Consider the following 18,353-nt stretch of genomic DNA (forward strand, 5'->3'; position numbering starts at 1 on the left):
CCGCTCCTGTCCGGCGTCCCGCCTCCATTGCGCGACATATTCGGGACCGATCGTGTAGGCTAGCGCTCCGGGCCCTACTCACCGCGATTTGCCATGGACAATACCAAACTGACCGCGCGTCTCGCGTCAGGTCTTCTCGTCATTGCGGTCATCGAACTGCTGGCGCTGCTGTTCGGCTACGGGTTCGCCAGTTCGATGGACGATCCGTACATGGGCCTTCGCGTGCTCATCACCGCGCTCTTCTGGGCGGCAGGCCTGTCGATCATTGGGGTCATTGCGACGATCGCGTGCCTGTCGATCGACCAGCAGGCGCGCGGCGGCACGATCTACTGGGCGCTGGCGCTGCACGGCCTGATCGTCCTGCCCGGGCTGTTTCTGTACTTCCACTGACGCGCACCGCCCCGCCCGCGTCACGCCGATTCCGCACGCGGCGCCGCCCGCACACCCAGCATCATCGCGACCGCGCACGCGGCCAGCAGCGCCGCGATCATCAGCATCGCCAGGTCCATGCTGCCGGTTCTCGTGCGGATCAGCCCGACGAGCCACGGCGTGATCATGCCGCTCGACACGCCGATGCTGCTGATCAGCGCGATCCCGCCCGCCGCGCCCGCGCCGGAGAAATACGCGGACGGCACGGCCCAGAACACCGGATGCGCGGCGAAGATCAGCATCGCCGCGACCGACAGCAGCGCCATCATCGCAACGATGCTCGACAGGTGCAGCGTCAGCAGCGCGAGCGCCACCGCGCCGCCGAACGCGCATGCGGCGAAATGCCAGCGCCGTTCGCGCTTGCGATCGGAGCGCCGCGCGATCGCGATCAGGCCGGCTGCGCCGATCGCGTTCGGCACGACCGACAACAGGCTGATCTGCACGACGTCGTGAATGCCGAATTCGCGGATCATCAGCGGCATCCAGAACAGCAGCATCAGGAGCGCGGTGGTCAGCGAGAAATAGATGAACGCGAACAGGTACGTGCGCGGTTCGGCCAGCACCTGTCGCAGCGAATGCGGCGCCGGCGTATCGGTACCGGCGCGGTCGGCCGCCAGGTCGGCCGCGAGCCGCTGGCGGTCGGCGTCGGACAGCCAGCTCGCCTGCTCGGGACGATCGCACAGCCAGAACCAGGCGATCACGCCGAGCACGATCGCGGGCGCCCCCTCGATCGCGAACATCCATTGCCAGCCGTGCAGCCCGAGCACGCCCGACATCCCGCGCATCAGCCAGCCCGACAGCAGCCCGCCGACCATCCCCGCCACGGCGACGCCCGCGTAGAAGATCGACAGCACCGACGCGCGCCGCCGTGCCGGATACCAGTACGTCAGGTAGAACACCACACCCGGAAAGAATCCTGCCTCGAACAGCCCGAGCAGGAAGCGCAGCACGTAGAAATGCTTCGCGCTGTCGACGGTGATCATCGCGACCGACACCGCGCCCCACAGGCACATGATCCGCGCAAACGTGCGGCGCGCGCCGAAGCGGCGCAGCAGCGCGTTGCTCGGCACCTCGAACAATACATAGCCGACGAAGAACAACACCGCACCGAGGCTGTACATCGCGTCGGTCAGGCTGAGGTCCTGCCGCATCTGCAACTGGGCGAAGCCGATGTTGCTGCGATCGAGGATCGACACTATGTAGCAGATGAACAGGAACGGCACGATCCGTGCGCCGATGCGGCGGTACAGCGCGTCGTCGTCCGTTGATGCGACACCGGACGCGACGGCACGCGCGGCGTCCGCTTGAAGAGGGGCTGACATCGATCGTCTCCTCGATGAATTCGGATACGGGTCCATGCGTAGCGCCGGTCGCCACTGCCCGCCAGCGGCGACCGGCGTTGGCTTGCCTAGTCGCGCGGCGCGGCTTCGCCTTTCACGCCGAGCATCAGCGCGACGCCGCTCGCCACCAGCAGCGCGGCCAGCAGATACACGGCGAGATCCATGCTGCCGGTGCGCGTGCGGATCATCCCGATCACCCACGGGCTGACGATCCCGCTCGTGATCCCGATGCTGCTGATCAGCGCGATCCCGGCCGCGGCCGCATTGCCCGACAGGTAACGGGTCGGCACGGCCCAGAAGATCGGCAGCGCGGCGAAGATCAGCGTCGCCGCGACCGACAGGCACGCGAGCATCGCCGCGAAGCTGTGCAGATGCAGCGTCAATGCCGCGAGCGCGAGCCCGCCGCCGATCGTGCAGCACGCGAAGTGCTTGCGCCGCTCGCCGGTGCGGTCCGACCGGCGCGCGATCAGGATCAGCCCCACCGCGCCGACCGCGTTCGGCACGACCGTGTAGAGGCTCACGGCCACGACGTCGGTCACGCCGAAGTCGCGGATCATCAGCGGCATCCAGAAGTTGAGCGTCAGCGACGCGCAGGTCAGCGAGAAATAGATGAACGCGAACAGGTACACGCGCGGGTTCGCGAGCGCCGCCACGAGGCTGCGCCCGTCGTGCGCGTGGCCGTGCCCGCGGCCGTCGGTGCACAGCGCGGCAACCCGCGCCTTTTCATCGGGCGTGAGCCACGTGGCGTCCTGCGGCCGGTCGACCAGCAACGTGAACGCGGCGAACGCGAGCAGGATCGCCGGCGCGCCTTCGATCGCGAACATCCACTGCCAGCCGTGCATCCCGAGCACGCCGCTCATGTCGCGCATGATCCAGCCCGACATCAGGCCGCCGAGCACGCCGGCCACCGCGACGCCCGCGAAGAACACCGAGATCGTGGCCGCCCGCCGGTTCGCGGGAAACCAGTAGGTCAGGTACAGCACGATGCCGGGAAAGAAACCCGCTTCGAACACGCCGAGCAGGAAGCGCAGCACGTAGAAATGCGACGGCTGCGACACGAACATCATCCCGGTCGACGCGATGCCCCACAGCAGCATGATCCGCGTGAAGGTGCGGCGCGCGCCGAAACGCGCGAGCAGCAGGTTGCTCGGCACTTCGCAGAACACGTAGCCGACGTAGAACACCGCGGCGCCGAGGCCGTACATCGCGTCGCTGAAGCCGAGGTCGTGCTTCATCTGCAACTGCGCGAAGCCGATGTTGATCCGGTCGAGGAACGAGATGACGTAGCAGAGGAACAGGAACGGCACGATTCGCCAGGCGATCTTGCGGAACAGCAGCGCGTCGTCCGTGGCGGCGGAAGCCGAAGCGCTCGCGTGCGCGAGCGTCGCTTCGGCGGGAAGCGATTGAGGCATGTCTCTCTCCAAACAGGCTGCGCGATTCGAGCGCGCAACCGTCTCCCGGGGCGTACGTGCGCCCTGCTTTCTTGTGGGATCGGATACGGCGGACGGAAAGCCGGCAGGAAGCCGTGGCCAGTCGCCGCTTCAGAAAAAAGGCGGAGCGCCCTGCCGGACACCCCGCCCATGCAAGCCGCTCAGTCCTGCAGCGCGGCCCACATTTCCTTGTCGCGCTCCGCGGTCCAGATGCGCGGATGCGTGATGCCGCTCGCTTCGTCGAATGCACGCGACACGTCGAACGGCAAGCAGTGCTCGTAGATGAACACATGGCCGAACTTCGGATCCATCGCTTCACGCGTCAGTGCCATCGACGCCTTCAGGTCGAGCTGCTGCTCGACGGCCTTGCGGCCCTGTGCGAGCAGCGTCGTGACGAAATCCTTCGTGTAGTCGAGGCCCTTGTTCACGTCGGCCGGGTTCAGCAGCGCGGGCCCGCGGCCCGGCACGAGCTTCTCGGCGCCGAGCGCGCGCAGCGCCTCGAGCGTGGCCGGCCATTGTTCGAGCTGCGCATCGCCGCAGTAGCACGCGGCGTCGTATTCGACGAGGTCGCCCGAGAACAGCACCTTCTGCGACGGGATCCAGACGATCGTGTCGCCCTTCGTGTGGCCCGATCCGACGTGCATGATCTTCACTTCGAGCTTGCCGAGGAACAGCGTGATCTCGCGCTCGAACACGAGCGTCGGCCAGGTCAGGCCCGGCACCGTCTCGACACCGGCGAACAGGCGCGGGAAGCGTTCGATCTCCGACTTCATGTCGGCCTCGCCGCGCTCGACGATCATCTCGTACGTGCCGCGACTCGCGATCACGTGCTGCGCGCCTTCGTCGAAATACGCGGACGCGCCGAGCACGCGCACCGCGTGGTAGTGCGACAGCACCACGTGCTTGATCGGCTTGTCGGTCACGCTGCGGATCTTCGCGATCAGGTCCTGGGCCATCGCGGGCGTCGCGGTCGTGTCGACGATCAGCACGCTGTCGTCGCCGATGATCACGCCCGAGTTCGGGTCGCCTTCGGCGGTGTACGCGTAGGCGTTCTCGGACAGCTTCGTCCAGGTGACTTTCTTCTCTTCCAGATCGGCTTGGGAGGCGAATGCTTTGGCCATGTTGCGTTCCGTGGCTGCGAGCCATGTGTTGAGGGGAGTGAGCGGATCATCTTCCCGCGCCGAATATTTGTCAATGACAAAGTCGCTTGCTATTGTTTAATACGGGTAAACCTGCGGGCTGGCGCGATAAATGGCGTCGGATACCATGCGGGGTTTCGTCAACGGAAGAATCATCGCGTGCAGAACCACGAAGTCAGCGCGGACGACGCGCCGCCCAAGGCGCAGCGCGGGATCCAGAGTGTCGAGGTCGGCGGCCGGCTGCTCGACGCGCTCGCGCGCCGGCGCAAGCCGCTCGGCCTGTCGGAGCTGGCCGCGGCGGCCGACCTGTCGACCGCGCAGGCGCACACCTATCTCGTCAGCCTGACGCGGCTCGCGCTCGTGAAGCGCGACGCGATCACCGGCAACTACGAGCCGGGCCCGTTGTCGCTGCGGCTCGGGCTGATGTCGATCGAGCGCCAGCCGGCCTATCGCGCGGCGCTGCCGCATGCGGCACGGCTCGCGGAAGCGGTCGGCCTGAGCGTCGCGCTGTCGGTGCCGGGCGCGCTCGGCCCGACGATCGTGCGTATCGAGCACGGCGGCTATCCGCTGCACGTGAACCTGCACGTCGGCTCGGTGATGTCGCTCGACACCACGGCGACCGGCCGCGTGTTCCGCGCATTCGGCGATCCCGCGCAACTCGACGCGATGGCGGCCAGCCAGGCCGGCGCGGGCGCCACGCTCGCGGGCGCCGAGCAGCCCGTGCCGGACGCCGGCGTGCCGCAGGCGGAACTCGACGCGATCCGCGCGCGCGGTATCGAGCGTGGCGTCGATCTGCCGAGCCCCGGCGTCAGCGCGATGTGCGTGCCGGTGTTCGATGCGGACGGCAAGCTGCAGCTCGCGTTGACGGTGATCGGTTCGACGGGCTCGATCGACGTCGACTGGGACGGCCCGATCGCAGCGGCATTGCGCGAGGCCGCACGGCAGGCCAGCGCATCGCTGGGCGCGGCGCACGATGCGCCTCCGCCGGCGTCCGGCCCGGCCTCGGCCCCGGTCGCCCCGCGTGTGCCGCCCGGGCTCGCCGACGATGCGAAAGCGCAGCGCGGGATCAATGCGCTCGACAGCACCGGCGAGCTGCTGCTCGCGCTGGTCTCGGCGGGCCGCGCGCTGCCGCTGCGCGATCTGGCGGCGGCGGCCGGCATGCCGGCCGCGAAGGCCTTTCCGCATCTCGTCAGCCTGCAGAAGATCGGCCTGCTGAGCCGTGACGACGCCGGCTGCTTCGGCGGCGGCCCGCTCGGTCAGGCGCTCGGCCTGATCGCGATGCAGCGCGTGTCGCCCACACGCGACGCGGAAGCCGAGATCGTCGCGCTGGCCGGCGCGACTGACATGAGCGTGGCGGCCGCGACGCTCGGGCCGCTCGGCCCGACCGTGATCCGCCTCGAAGAGTCAGCGCGACCGCAGCACGTGAGCCTGCAGGTCGGCACGGTGATGTCGCTCGTCAATACGGCGATCGGCCGGATCTTCGCGGCCGGCATGTCCGACGACGTGCTGGCCGACCTCCTCGCCAACGAGCCCGTGCGCCTCGCGGGCCGCCCCACCGCGCCGGACGACGCGGCCTTCCGCGCGCGGCTCGCGACGATCCGCACGGACGAACTCGATTTCGCGTTCGACGCGCCGGTGCCGGGCATCGGAACGGTCGCCGCGCCCGTGTTCGATCACACCGGCAGCATCCGGCTCGTGATCGCGATCATCGGCTCATCGCGCGGCTTTCCGCGCGGGCCGGACAGCGACCTCGCGCAGGCGTTGCTCGCCGCGACGCGGCGGCTGTCGTGGCGGTTCGGGTGGATCGGCGGGTAAGCCGCCGGCCGCCCCGCCCCTCATTCTCCCGACCGGTCGAATCCCCTCTCTTATTCCATGCGAGGCCGTGCAGGCGCGGCCTCGTCACGCCTGTGAGCCGCGCGCAGGCAGCCGATATTCATGTTGCGAAGCAGCAACACAGATTGTCAGTAATTCTCATATAACGAAATCGCATTTCACAAAGCGAAGCCGTTTCGCTATGATTAGGGTTATCCCTAACTCGCCACCTATATGGGGCTTCGTCATGCAAACGTCTAACACCTCCGACCGTTCCACCGAATCCGCTGGCTGGCTCGCACGTATGGGCGAGCTGATTGCAGAAGCTTGGGCACTCCACCTCGAGAACTGCGAAGTCATCGCTGAAGCACACGCACGCCTGCCGCGCTGAACGCGGAATGGCCAGCCGCCAACAGGTTGGCCGCACGATGCCCTGCCCGGACGCGCGCCATGAGGCCGCGGTGTCCGGCAACGGGTTGCAAGGCAAGTCTTCGGAAACAGGCCGGGTATTCCTGTTGAATGCGCGCCCTGTTTCGGGCGCGCGTTGAAGTTGCCCTGAAGTTGCTTCAAAGCGGATGCCGGCGCCGATCAACCTCGGCGCGGTTTTGTCTGCCGGTTGCCCGGGCGGACAGCCGTTGTCTCGCCAGCGCGTGAGTACGCCGGATCGCCGCGGACGGAAGATTCATCCGCGTTGCAGGCCAGGCGCCGAACCGCGCCTCATGCGTGGCTCCTCGCGCGATTGCCGGCTCGCTCCGCGCACATGCGCAACCCCATGCGCCGTCGTATCAACGACGGCCGCACACCCATCCCCGCCCGATCACACCTGGATCGACGGCACGTCCTTCATGCAGCGCAGCGCGAACATCGAACGGCTGTGACGGATGCTCGAAATCTTGTACAGCTTTTCGCGCAGGAACCGCTCGTAGCCGGCCGTGCCGTCCACCGCGACCTTGATCCAGTAGTCGTACTCGCCCGACACGAGATAGGCCTCGAGCACCTCGGGCAACGCGGCGAGTTCCTCGCCGAAGCGCGCGAGCGCGTCGTCCTCGTGACGATCGAGCGTGACTTCGAGGATCACGATGTCCGCATAGCCCAGCTTCCGCTGGTTGACGAGCGCGACGTAACCGTCGATGTAGCCGTCCACCTCCAGTTGCCGCGTGCGGTTCCAGCACGCGGTAGTCGACATGCCGATCTGTTCGGCCAGTTCGGCGTTCGACAGGCGCGCATTTTTCTGCAATGCGCCGAGGATCTTGCGGTCCTGGCTGTCGAGCGTTTTCGGCGAGCGTTCACGTGTGGCCATGGCAAAAAGAATCTTCTACTGAAAACCGGAATTCTATCTGAACGACATTCCTGATTCGTGTCGGTTTGTGTGGAAAAGCGGAAGCCTTTTAATCCGGCCCCTTGATATATTTTTACCCATGCCTGCTGTCCGGCACGCTCCCCGCGACAACCCCTTCGCACCGGGACGCACGGCCGCAATCACGAGTTGCGGTGCCGGCCAGCAGGCATGCGATTCCCCGCCGTCCGCGCGCCTATCCGGCCGCGCGGTTTCGGCGCCCGTGCTCCTGTTCCCGCCCTACCCGTCATGTCGTTCAGGCTTTACCTCTCGTTTCTCGCCGCTTCCGCCGTTCTCGTCTACGCCCCCGGCCCCGTCAACCTCCTCACCATGAACCACGCGCTACGCGCCGGCTGGCGCCGCGCGCTGCCGTGCGTCTGGGGCGGCACGCTCGCCGTGCTGCTGCAACTCGCGCTGACCGCGCTGTGCCTGAATTCGCTCGTGCATCTCGACGAGCGCGCGCTGACCGTGCTGCGCTGGGCCGGCGCGGCCTACCTCGTCTGGCTCGGCTGCAAGCAATGGCTCAGCCGTACGCCGGCCGGCGCACCCGCCGCCCCGGCCGGGCCTGCCGGATTGGCCGCGCCGGACACCGACTCGCACCGCGCATTGTTCTGGCGCGGCGTGGCGACCTCGGGCCTGAATCCGAAGACGCTGCTGTTCTTCCCGTCGTTCTTTCCGCAGTTCCTCATCCCGAGCGCCGACTGGAGCCTGAACCAGCAGTTCCTGCTGCTCGCGGCGACGTTCGCGGTGCTGTTCGCGGGCGGCGTCGCGTCGATGGCGCTGTTCTCGCACCGGCTGAGCCGCGCGCTGCAGCGGCCCGCACGGATGCGCGCGATGAACCGCGTCACCGGCGGCCTGCTCGTCGGGATGGGCGCGATCATGGTCGGCTGGAACTGAAAGCGGCCGGGCGGCCGGCTCCATCGCGGCCGCCGCAAAGCCCCTCGAAAAAGCAGCCGATCGCCGAATGCTTTAGGGTAGCGGCTGTTTCGTTGGACATGCCCCGCCAGCCGGGCGACTGGATGAAGCCCCTCACTCCCCGCCTGCGGCGCCTGTTCGCGCCGATCGGCCTGCACTGGTATCTCGCTCTCCTCCTCGCGCTCGATGCGCTCATGGTGCTGCGCCCCGTCGTCGAGCATGCGAAGCTCGGCGTGCATCACGCGTGGCTCGCCGATGCGCTGAATCTCGTCGACAACGCCGGGCTCGTCGTGTTGCCGCAAGTGGTCGTCGCCGCCGGCCTCGCGACGATGGCCATCGGCATCGTGCTGCGCGCCCGCGTCGCGTGGGTGCTGTCGATCCTGCTGCTGGTCGCGGCCGCCGCGATCAGCGTGCTCGGCGGTTACCGCAGCCACGCGGTGTTCGTCTACACGGCCGTGCTGGCCGTCGCGCTGCTGTACTACTGGCGGCACTTCGACCGCGCGAGCGTCGCGGCGAGCAGCCTGTTCGCGTTGCTGAGCATCGTGTCGCTGCTGATCTACGCGACCTTCGGCGTGCTGTATCTCGGCGACGAATTCACGCCGCCCGTCCACGATCTCGCCACGGCCGTCTATTTCTCGATCGTGTCGATGTCGACGGTGGGCTACGGCGACATCGTTCCGCACGCGCCGACCGCGCGCCTGTTCACCGCATCGGTGATCGTGCTCGGCATCACGGTATTCGCGACGTCGATCAGCGCGGTCGTCGGCCCCGTGATCGGCGGCAATCTGAAACGAATCGTCAAGGGAGGCATTTCGAACGTGATCCGCAAGCATCATTACCTGATCGTCGGCGCGACACCCGTCGCGCATGCGGTGCACGACGGGCTGCGCAAGCGCGGCTACGCGGTGACCGTCGTCGTGCCGGCCGGCGTCGAGCACAACTATCCCGCGACGACCGACCTGATCGTCGGCGATGCGACCGACCACGCGTTGCTGGAAAGCGCCGGCGCGGCGACCGCGCGTGCGGTGCTCGCACTGCGCTCCGACGATGCCGAGAACGCGTTCATCATCCTCGCGATCCGCGAGATCGCACCGACGGTGCGCACGGTCGCGCTCGTGAACCACCAGCGCAACCTCGAACGGCTGCGCCTGCTGAAGCCCGACATGGTGTTCTCGCCGCAGCAACTCGCCGGCGAACTGCTGGCCAGCACGCTCAACGACGAACCCGTCGACAAGTCGCTGATCTCGCACCTGCTGTTCGGCACGGCCGACGCCGCTTGAATGCCTGAACGCATGAGCGCATGACGCTGTGCCGCGGATTGGCCGGCACGCGCCCGGTACAATCGCGCGATGTCCGAATTGCTCACTTACGGCGGCCTGTTCGCCGTGTCGATGGTCGCCGCGACCCTGTTCCCGCTCCAGTCCGAAGCCGTGCTTGCCGGCCTGCTGATCGCCGGGCGCGAACCCGTGTGGGCGCTGGTGCTCGTCGCTAGCATCGGCAACGTCGCGGGCTCGGTGATCAACTGGGCGCTCGGGCGCGGCATCGAGCACTTCCGCGAACGCCGCTGGTTTCCGGTCAAGCCCGCCGCGCTCGCGCGCGCCGAGCGCTGGTATGCGCGCTACGGCCGCTGGTCGCTGCTGCTGAGCTGGGCCCCCGTGATCGGCGATCCGCTGACGATGATCGCCGGCGTGCTGCGCGAGCCGCTGCCGTCGTTCCTCGCGATCGTCACGGTCGCGAAGGTCGCGCGGTATCTCGTGATCGCGTGGCTCGTGACGCACTGACACGCGCTTCTCGTCGCCCACTCGCGCGACGGTGGCACCGGCTGCCGCCGCCATCGACGACGCGCCGCTAAAGATTTCGCCGAAGTTGCCGTATTAACCGGGCGACTAGCGGTGACGCGTGCGTTCCGCCCCCTCTCCCTCCCCACTCAGGATGTTCCATGAGATTGACCCAATTGGGCCGGGTGAGCGTCGGCGCGCGTCTTGCGGCGCTGGCGTGCGCACTCGTCGCCGTACTGTTTACCGTTTTCGCGTGGACGCTCGCTCATTTCGCCGGCCAGCAGCTGGCTGAAGAAGCACACATGCGGATCGTCGACAAGGAACAGTCGATCCGCGCGATGGTCGACCTGTTCGACAAGGCGCTGACGGCCGAAGCCAACCGCTCGATGTCGCTGTTCGCGAGCTTCCTCCCGCCTGATTTCTCGCTCGACCCGGCGCGCACCGTCGACATCGGCGGCGTCGCCGCGCCGACCCTGCTCGCGGGCGGCCAGCCGCTCGACCTCGATTATTCGATTCCCGACCAGTTCCTGAAGAAAAGCGGCGCGATCGCGACGATCTTCGCGCGCGACGGCGACGATTTCGTGCGCATCACGACGTCGCTGAAGAAGCAGGACGGCGCGCGTGCCGTCGGCACCAGGCTCGACCGCGCCGGGCCCGCGTACGCACCGCTCGTCGCCGGGCGCAGCTACACGGGCCTCGCGAAGCTGTTCGGCCGGTCGTACATCACGCAGTACAAGCCGGTGACCGATGCGACCGGCCGCGTGATCGGCGCGCTGTTCGTCGGCCTCGACATCGGCGCCGAACTCAAGCTCGTCGAGGACGGCATCCGCGCGCTGAAGATCGGCGACAACGGCTACTACTTCGTGCTCGATGCGTCGCAGGGCCCGTCGCGCGGCACCTTCGTCGTGCATCCGGATGCCGACGGCCGGCCTGCCGACGACACGCGTGCGCCGTATGCGCAGATGCTCGCGGCCGGCCAGGGGCGGCTCGCGTACACGTCGACCGACCCGGCCGCGCACGATGGCGGCCCGACCGCGAAATTCGTGTCGTTCACGACGATTCCGCAGTGGCAGTGGCTCGTCGGCGGCATCGCGCTCGACGACGAACTGCTCGCCACCATGCGCGCCACCCGCAACCGCTTCCTGATGATCGGCGCCGTGCTCGTCGCGGCGTTCGCGACGCTGTTCGTCATCGTGGTACGCCGCGTCGTGAGCCGGCCGCTCGATGCGGCGGCACGGGCCTCCGAGCGCTATGCGGCGGGCGATCTCAGCGTGCGCATCCGTGACGGCGCGGCCACGCGCGGCCATGCGGGCGACGACGAGATCGGCCGGCTCGTGCAGGCGGTCGACGGGATCGGCGACGGCCTCGCGCGGATCGTCGCGCAGGTGCGCAACAGCTCCGCCGACATCGCACGCGGCACGGTCGACATTGCAGCCGGCAGCAGCGACATCGCCGCGCGGATCGCGACGCAGGCGAGCAGCGTCGAACAGACGGCCGCCAGCATGGAACAGATCACCGCCGCCGTGCAGCAGAGTGCCGAGCACGCGGCGCAAGCCAATGCGCTGGTCGCGGATGCGTCGGCCGCCGCGACGAACGGCGACGCCGCGGTACAGCGCGTGGTCACGACGATGGACGACATCGGTCGCGCGACGCGCCGGATCGCCGAGATCACGGGCGCGATCGAAGGCATCGCGTTCCAGACCAACATCCTGGCGCTGAACGCGGCCGTCGAGGCCGCGCGCGCGGGCGAACACGGCAAGGGCTTCGCGGTGGTCGCGGCCGAAGTGCGCGCGCTCGCGCAGCGCAGCGCGGCCGCGGTCAAGGAGATCGACACGCTGAGCGCCGAATCGTCGACAACCGTCGAACAGGGCTACCGGATCGCGGAGGCCGCCCGCGGCACGATGCGCGACATCGTCGCGCGCGTCGACCAGGTCCGCACGCTGATCGGCGAGATCAGCGCCGCGTCGCGCGAACAGTCGACCGGCATCGAGCAGGTCAACCTGGCCGTCACGCAGATCGGCGACGCGACGCAGCAGAACGCGATGCTGATTTCGGATGCCGAACGCGCGGCCGTCGCGCTGCGCGACCAGGCCGCGCACCTGTCGGACGCGGTCAGCGTGTTCCGGCTCGAACGGAGTGCATGACGGAGAGCGGATGGCCGGCCCAGGCCGGCCCGTCAGCTACTTCTTGTCGTCGCCCGCCAGATCGATCGCCTTGTCCGATCCCACCGCGTTGCGCAGCTGGAACTTCTGGATCTTGCCGGTCGACGTCTTCGGCAGCTCGCCGAACCGCACGGCCTTCGGCACCTTGAAGCCCGCGAGCAGCGCCTTGCAATGCGCGACGATCTCCTCCTCGGTCACGTTCGCGCCTTCGCGCAGCTCGACGAACGCGCACGGCACCTCGCCCCATTTCGGGTCGGGCATCGCGACGACGGCCGCGACCGCCACCGCCGGATGCCGGTACAGCGCATCCTCGACCTCGATGCTCGAGATGTTCTCGCCGCCCGAGATGATGATGTCCTTCTTGCGGTCCTTGATGCGGATATAGCCGTCCGGCATCAGCACCGCGAGATCGCCGGTATGGAACCAGCCGCCGTGGAACGCCTCGTCGGTCGCCTTCGGGTTCTTCAGGTAGCCCTTCATGCAGATGTTGCCGCGGAACATGATCTCGCCGAGCGTCTCGCCGTCGGCCGGCACCGGCGCCATCGTGTCGGGATCGAGCACCGTCGCGCCCGCTTCGAGGTGGTAGCGCACGCCCTGGCGCGCATTGAGCCGCGCGCGCTCCTCGTCGCTCAGTTCCTCCCAGTGCGACTGCTTCGCGCACACGGTCGCCGGGCCGTAGACCTCGGTCAACCCGTACACGTGCAGCAGGTCGAAGCCGATCTCCTTCATCTTCGCGATCACGGCCGGCGCGGGCGCAGCGCCCGCGACCATCGCGTGCACCGTGTGGCCGATGCCTTCGCGGAACTCGGCCGGCGCGTTCGCGATCGCGCTCTGCACGATCGGCGCGCCGCAATAGTGCGTGATCCGCTCGCGGCGGATCAGGTCGAACACCGTCTTCGCATCGAACTTGCGCAGGCAGACGTTCACGCCCGCGCGCGCCGCGACGGCCCACGGGAAGCACCAGCCGTTGCAATGGAACATCGGCAGCGTCCACAGGTAGACGGCGTGCTTCGGCATGTCCCATTCGAGGAGGTTGCTGATCGCCGCGAGATACGCGCCGCGATGGTGGTAGACGACGCCCTTCGGGTCGCCGGTCGTGCCGGACGTATAGTTCAGCGCGATCGCATCCCATTCGTCGGCGGGCGGCGTCCATGCGTAGTCGGCGTCACCGCTCGCGACGAGCGCCTCGTAGTCGGTCGCGCCCGCGAAGCGTGCGGGATCCGCCGGCATCGCATCGGCCACGCTGACGATCTTCAGGCCCGGCACCTCGAGCGCCGCGCGATGCGCGAACTCCGCGTATTCGGTGTCGACGATCAGCACCTTCGCCTCGCCATGACGCAGCATGAACAGCACCGAGGAGACGTCGAGCCGCGTATTGATCGTGTTCAGCACCGCGCCGGCCATCGGCACGCCGAAGTGCGCCTCGACCATTGCCGGAATGTTCGGCAGCATCGCCGCGACCGTGTCGCCACGTTCGACGCCGAGCCGCGCGAGCGCGCTCGCCAGTTGCTTCGCGCGCGTGTAGGTCTCGCCCCAGGTCCGCCGCACGTCGCCGTGCACGATCGCGAGGCGCTCGCCGTAGACTTCGGCCGTCCTGACCAGGAAGTCGATCGGAGTGAGCGGCACGTAATTCGCGTCGCGGCGGCCGAGTCCGGCCTCGAACATCTGCGTCATGATCCTGTCTCCCGTGTCCTGTCGACCGGGGCGCATCCACCCCGGATCGTTTTGATGTGGTTCAATTGCCGACAGCCTAACGGGCGCTATTGTGAGCCGTCTGTCATCGAAACGACAGAGTGCCTTTCACGCGCTGCGTGTTATCCCTATCCTCGCAAACCCGCACCCATGCACGACCCTCTCGTTGCCCCGCCCGACGCGCCCGCCGCCCCTGCCGACGCCCTGCCCGAACCGGGCCCGCTGCCGGCGCTGGCCACGCTGTTCGGCCAGTGCGCGTGGTTCCGCACGCTCGCGCCCGAGCACCAGGCGCTCGTGCTCGCGCAATCGCGCGTCGAGCAGTGCGAGGCCGGCGACGTGATCGCCCATCGGCTCGCGCCGTCCGAATACTGGATCGGCGTGCACCGCGGGCTGCTGAAGCTCGCGATCTTCAACGCGTCGGGGCGCGGCTGCACGTTCTCCGGCGTGCCGTCGGGCGGCTGGTTCGGCGAAGGCAGCGTGATCAAGCGCGAGCTGCGCAAGTACGAGGTCGTCGCGATCCAGCGCTCGACCGTGCTGTTCGTGCCGGTCGACACGTTCCACGCGCTGCTCGACACGAGCCTGCCGTTCACGCGCTTCGTGATCCACCAGTTGAACAACCGGATGGGCGAGTTCATCGCGTCGATCCAGAACAGCCGGCTGCTCGACGTCGATGCGCGCGTCGCGCAGGCGCTCGCGCAGCTCTTCAATCCCGACCTGTACCCGGACACCGGCCCGTCGCTGTCGATCTCGCAGGAGGAACTGGGGATGCTCGTCGGCGTATCGCGACAGCGCATCAACCAGGCGCTGCAGCAGCTCGAGAAGCTCGGCGCGTTGCGGCTCGCGTACAACCAGATCGACGTCGTCGATCTCGGTGCGCTCGCGCGCGTCGGGATGGAGCAGATCTGAGCGCGAGACGATGAACGGAATCGCCGCCGACGCAGCGTGCCCATCCGGTATCGCGGCCGTTTTCCGGCCATCGCGCCGCGCTGCGTTTCCTCTGCTGAATCGGCCATCGGCCGCTCCGCCTCCACCTGACAATTCCGCCAGTTTCGCGACAGTAACCCGTTCCACGCCGACGCCTATCATTCGGGTTCCATTTACCCACGCCTGATCACCGCCTGTCCCGCCGCCTCCATGTGGATCGTCAATCTCGCGCTCAAGCGCCCCTACACGTTCATCGTGATGGCCATCATGATCGTGCTGGCCACCCCGCTTGCGCTGATGCGCACGCCGGTCGACGTGCTGCCCGCGATCAACATTCCCGTGATCAGCGTCATCTGGAATTACAGCGGCTTCTCCGCGACCGAGATGACGAACCGCATCACGTCCGTGCATGAGCGGATCCTGACGACGACCGTCAACAACATCCAGCACGTCGAATCGACGTCGTTGCCCGGCATCGCGGTCGTGAAGGTGTTCCTGCAGCCGGGCGCGAACGTGCAGACGGCGATCGCGCAGACGGTGTCGTCCGCGCAGGCGATCGTGCGGCAGATGCCGCAAGGCGCGACGCCGCCGCTCGTGATCACCTATTCGGCGTCGAGCATCCCGGTGATCCAGCTCGGGCTGTCGAGCAACACGCTCAGCGAACAGTCGCTCGCCGACATCGCGCTCAACTTCCTGCGCCCGCAGCTGATCACGGTGCCGGGCGTGCAGATCCCGTTCCCGTACGGCGGCCGCACGCGCGTGGTCGCGATCGACCTCGATCCGCAGGCGCTGCAGGCGAAGGGGCTTACGCCCGCCGACATCGTCAACGCGGTCAACGCGCAGAACCTCGTGCTGCCGACCGGCACCGCGAAGATGGGCCAGACCGAATACCGGATCGACACGAACGCGTCGGCCGACACCGTCGCCGACATCAGCAGCCTGCCGGTCCAGACGATCAACGGCGCGACGACCTACCTGCGCGAGGTGGCGTCGGTACGCGACGGCTTCGCGCCGCAAACCAACGTCGTGCGCCAGAACGGCCAGCGCGGCGTGCTCATCTCGATCCTGAAAAGCGGCGACGCGTCGACGCTCAAGGTCGTGGCGGACCTGAAGGCGCTGCTGCCGAAGGTGATCCCGACGCTGCCGGAAGGGCTCACGATCACGCCGCTGTTCGACCAGTCGGTGTTCGTCAACGCGGCCGTCCAGGGCGTGATCCACGAGGCGCTGATCGCCGCCGTGCTGACCGCGATGATGATCCTGCTGTTCCTCGGGAACTGGCGCAGCACGCTGATCATCGCGATCTCGATCCCGCTGTCGATCTTCACGTCGCTGATCGCGCTGTCCGCGCTCGGCGAGACCATCAACATCATGACGCTCGGCGGCCTCGCGCTCGCGGTCGGGATCCTGGTGGACGATGCAACGGTGACGATCGAGAACATCGAGCGGCACCTGCATCTCGGTACGAACCTGCACGACGCGATCCTCGAAGGCGCCGGCGAGATCGCGGTGCCGGCGTTCGTGTCGACGCTGTGCATCTGTATCGTGTTCGTGCCGATGTTCTTCCTGACCGGCGTCGCGCGCTTCCTGTTCGTGCCGCTCGCGGAAGCGGTCGTGTTCGCGATGCTCGCGTCGTACGTGCTGTCGCGCACGCTGGTGCCGACGCTCGCGATGCTGCTGTTCCGCCCGCAGCAGGCGAGCACCGGCCCCGATCAAGCGACGTCGCGCTTCGCGCGCATCCATCACGCGTTCAACGCGGCGTTCGAGCGGCTGCGCGCGTGGTACATCGTGCTGCTCAGCATCCTGCTGGTGCGCCGCCGCTTCTACGCGATGTGCTTCCTCGGCTTCTGCGTGCTGTCGACGGGCCTCGTGTTCGTGCTCGGCCGCGACTTCTTCCCGAATGCGGATTCCGGCAACATCCGGCTGCACATGCGCGCGCCGACCGGCTACCGGATCGAGGAAACCGCGCGCCTCGCCGACCAGGTCGAGCGCGTGATCCGCGAAACCGTGCCGCCCGACGAACTCGGCGCGATCGTCGACAACCTCGGCCTGCCGGTGAGCGGCATCAACCTGTCGTACAGCAACGCGGGCACGATCGGCACGCTCGACGGCGAGCTGCTGATCGCGCTGAAGCCCGGCCACCGCGCGACCCAGCGCTACGTGCAGGCGCTGCGCAACGTGCTGCCCGGGCGCTTCCCGGGCGTCGAGTTCTTCTTCCAGCCGTCGGACATCATCACGCAGATCCTCAACTTCGGCCAACCGGCCGCGATCGACCTGCAGGTGCTCGGCAACGATCTCGCGAGTAACATGACTATCGCGAGCAGCCTGATGAAAAAGATCAGGCAAATCCCCGGCGCCGTCGACGTGCACGTGCTGCAACGTAACGACGAACCGACCCTGCTGGCCGACATGGACCGTACGCGCATGCAGCAGCTCAACCTCTCCGCGCAGAACGTCGCACAGAACATGCTGATCTCGCTGTCCGGCAGTTCCCAGACCACGCCGTCGTTCTGGATCAACCCACGCACGGGCGTCCAGTACCCGCTGCAGATCCAGACCCCGCAATACAACATCTCGTCGGTCGACGACCTGCTCGGCACGCCGATCTCGGCGAGCGGCCGCACGGGCATGCCGCCGCAACTGCTCGGCAATCTCGTGCAGGTACGCAGCACCGCGAACCCCGCCGTGATCACGCACTACAACATCCGCCCGGCGATCGACGTGTACGTGAGCGTCGAAGGCCGCGACCTCGGCGCGGTGGCCGGCGAGATCGACCGCATCGTGTCCGACGCGCGCGCGACGCTGCCGCGCGGCACCGAGCTGACGATGCGCGGCCAGATCGAGACGATGCGCACGTCGTATATCGGCCTCGGCGCGGGCGTCGCGATGGCGATCGTGCTGGTCTACCTGCTGATCGTCGTCAATTTCCAGTCGTGGCTCGACCCGCTGATCATCATCAGCGCGATGCCGGCCGCGCTCGCCGGCATCGTCTGGATGCTGTTCATCACCGGCACGCACCTGAGCGTGCCCGCGCTGACGGGCGCGATCATGACGGTGGGCGTCGCGACCGCGAACAGCATCCTGGTCGTGTCGTTCGCGCGCCAGCGCCTCGCAGACGGCGCGCCGCCGCTCACGGCCGCGCTGGAAGCCGGCGCGACGCGGATCCGGCCGGTGCTGATGACGGCGCTCGCGATGATCATCGGGATGGTGCCGATGGCGCTCGGTCTCGGCGAAGGCGCCGAGCAGAATGCACCGCTCGGCCGCGCAGTGATCGGCGGGCTGCTGTTCGCGACCGTGTCGACCCTGCTGTTCGTGCCGCTCGTGTTCGGCGGCGTGCATGCGCGGCTGGCCCGCCGGCGTGCGCGCCCGGCCGGCCACTGACTTTCGTCCCACTACCCG

General features: G+C 67.9%; 13 protein-coding genes. 8 read left to right on the forward strand and 5 right to left on the reverse strand.

The annotated features are described in order from the left end of the window. Positions 1–93: 93 nt before the first annotated feature. Positions 94–390 (forward strand): hypothetical protein, encoded by a 297-nt coding sequence (locus C5O79_RS18860; protein WP_122475718.1) that lies wholly within the window; start codon positions 94–96, stop codon positions 388–390. A gap of 20 nt (positions 391–410) precedes the next feature. Here C5O79_RS18860 and C5O79_RS18865 read toward each other — a convergent pair whose 3' ends face one another. The 3 genes from C5O79_RS18865 to C5O79_RS18875 form a co-directional block, all read right to left on the reverse strand. After that, entirely contained in the window at positions 411–1,751 is a 1,341-nt protein-coding gene (locus C5O79_RS18865) for an MFS transporter (protein WP_122475716.1), read from the reverse strand. 86 nt (positions 1,752–1,837) lie between these two features. Then, positions 1,838–3,181 carry an MFS transporter gene (locus C5O79_RS18870; RefSeq protein WP_122475714.1) on the reverse strand — a complete coding sequence of 448 codons (1,344 nt, stop codon included), beginning with the start codon at positions 3,179–3,181 and terminating at the stop codon, positions 1,838–1,840. Between the two features lie 179 nt (positions 3,182–3,360). After that, the gene (locus tag C5O79_RS18875; protein WP_046547717.1) at positions 3,361–4,320 is read right to left on the reverse strand and encodes an MBL fold metallo-hydrolase; all 960 of its coding nucleotides are present in this window, start codon (positions 4,318–4,320) and stop codon (positions 3,361–3,363) included. A 177-nt stretch (positions 4,321–4,497) separates the two neighbouring features. On the opposite strand from C5O79_RS18875, the gene C5O79_RS18880 reads away from it, so the two are divergent. Further along, positions 4,498–6,153, forward strand: coding sequence for an IclR family transcriptional regulator C-terminal domain-containing protein (locus C5O79_RS18880; protein WP_122475712.1), 1,656 nt, complete (start codon positions 4,498–4,500; stop codon positions 6,151–6,153). Between the two features lie 814 nt (positions 6,154–6,967). On the opposite strand, the gene C5O79_RS18890 is transcribed toward C5O79_RS18880, so the two are convergent. Next, positions 6,968–7,450, reverse strand: a complete 483-nt coding sequence (locus tag C5O79_RS18890; RefSeq protein ID WP_021159229.1) for an Lrp/AsnC family transcriptional regulator — start codon at positions 7,448–7,450, stop codon at positions 6,968–6,970. Positions 7,451–7,735: 285 nt separating this feature from the next. Here C5O79_RS18890 and C5O79_RS18895 point away from each other — a divergent pair, with 285 nt between their 5' ends. The 4 genes from C5O79_RS18895 to C5O79_RS18910 all read left to right on the forward strand — a co-directional run bounded on the left by C5O79_RS18895 (position 7,736) and on the right by C5O79_RS18910 (position 12,323). Beyond that, positions 7,736–8,383 carry a LysE family translocator gene (locus C5O79_RS18895; protein WP_122475710.1) on the forward strand — a complete coding sequence of 216 codons (648 nt, stop codon included), beginning with the start codon at positions 7,736–7,738 and terminating at the stop codon, positions 8,381–8,383. Positions 8,384–8,505: 122 nt separating this feature from the next. Continuing rightward, positions 8,506–9,681 (forward strand): voltage-gated potassium channel protein, encoded by a 1,176-nt coding sequence (kch, locus tag C5O79_RS18900; RefSeq protein WP_047851061.1) that lies wholly within the window; start codon positions 8,506–8,508, stop codon positions 9,679–9,681. 69 nt (positions 9,682–9,750) lie between these two features. Then, positions 9,751–10,182: a YqaA family protein gene (locus C5O79_RS18905; protein WP_046547713.1), complete on the forward strand. Its 432-nt coding sequence runs from the start codon at positions 9,751–9,753 to the stop codon at positions 10,180–10,182. A gap of 158 nt (positions 10,183–10,340) precedes the next feature. Continuing rightward, positions 10,341–12,323, forward strand: a complete 1,983-nt coding sequence (locus C5O79_RS18910; protein ID WP_039356694.1) for a methyl-accepting chemotaxis protein — start codon at positions 10,341–10,343, stop codon at positions 12,321–12,323. A gap of 36 nt (positions 12,324–12,359) precedes the next feature. Here the strand turns inward: C5O79_RS18910 and C5O79_RS18915 are convergent, their stop codons facing one another. Continuing rightward, the gene (locus tag C5O79_RS18915) at positions 12,360–14,015 is read right to left on the reverse strand and encodes an acyl-CoA synthetase (protein ID WP_046547711.1); all 1,656 of its coding nucleotides are present in this window, start codon (positions 14,013–14,015) and stop codon (positions 12,360–12,362) included. Positions 14,016–14,183: 168 nt separating this feature from the next. On the opposite strand from C5O79_RS18915, the gene C5O79_RS18920 reads away from it, so the two are divergent. Next, positions 14,184–14,939: a Crp/Fnr family transcriptional regulator gene (locus tag C5O79_RS18920; RefSeq protein ID WP_039356700.1), complete on the forward strand. Its 756-nt coding sequence runs from the start codon at positions 14,184–14,186 to the stop codon at positions 14,937–14,939. A gap of 228 nt (positions 14,940–15,167) precedes the next feature. After that, positions 15,168–18,335 (forward strand): efflux RND transporter permease subunit, encoded by a 3,168-nt coding sequence (locus tag C5O79_RS18925; RefSeq protein WP_122475708.1) that lies wholly within the window; start codon positions 15,168–15,170, stop codon positions 18,333–18,335. Positions 18,336–18,353: the final 18 nt, after the last annotated feature.

It is taken from the genome of Burkholderia sp. SRS-25 (genome assembly GCF_004343765.1).
In the GTDB taxonomy this organism is placed as follows: Bacteria; Pseudomonadota; Gammaproteobacteria; order Burkholderiales; family Burkholderiaceae; genus Burkholderia; species Burkholderia contaminans.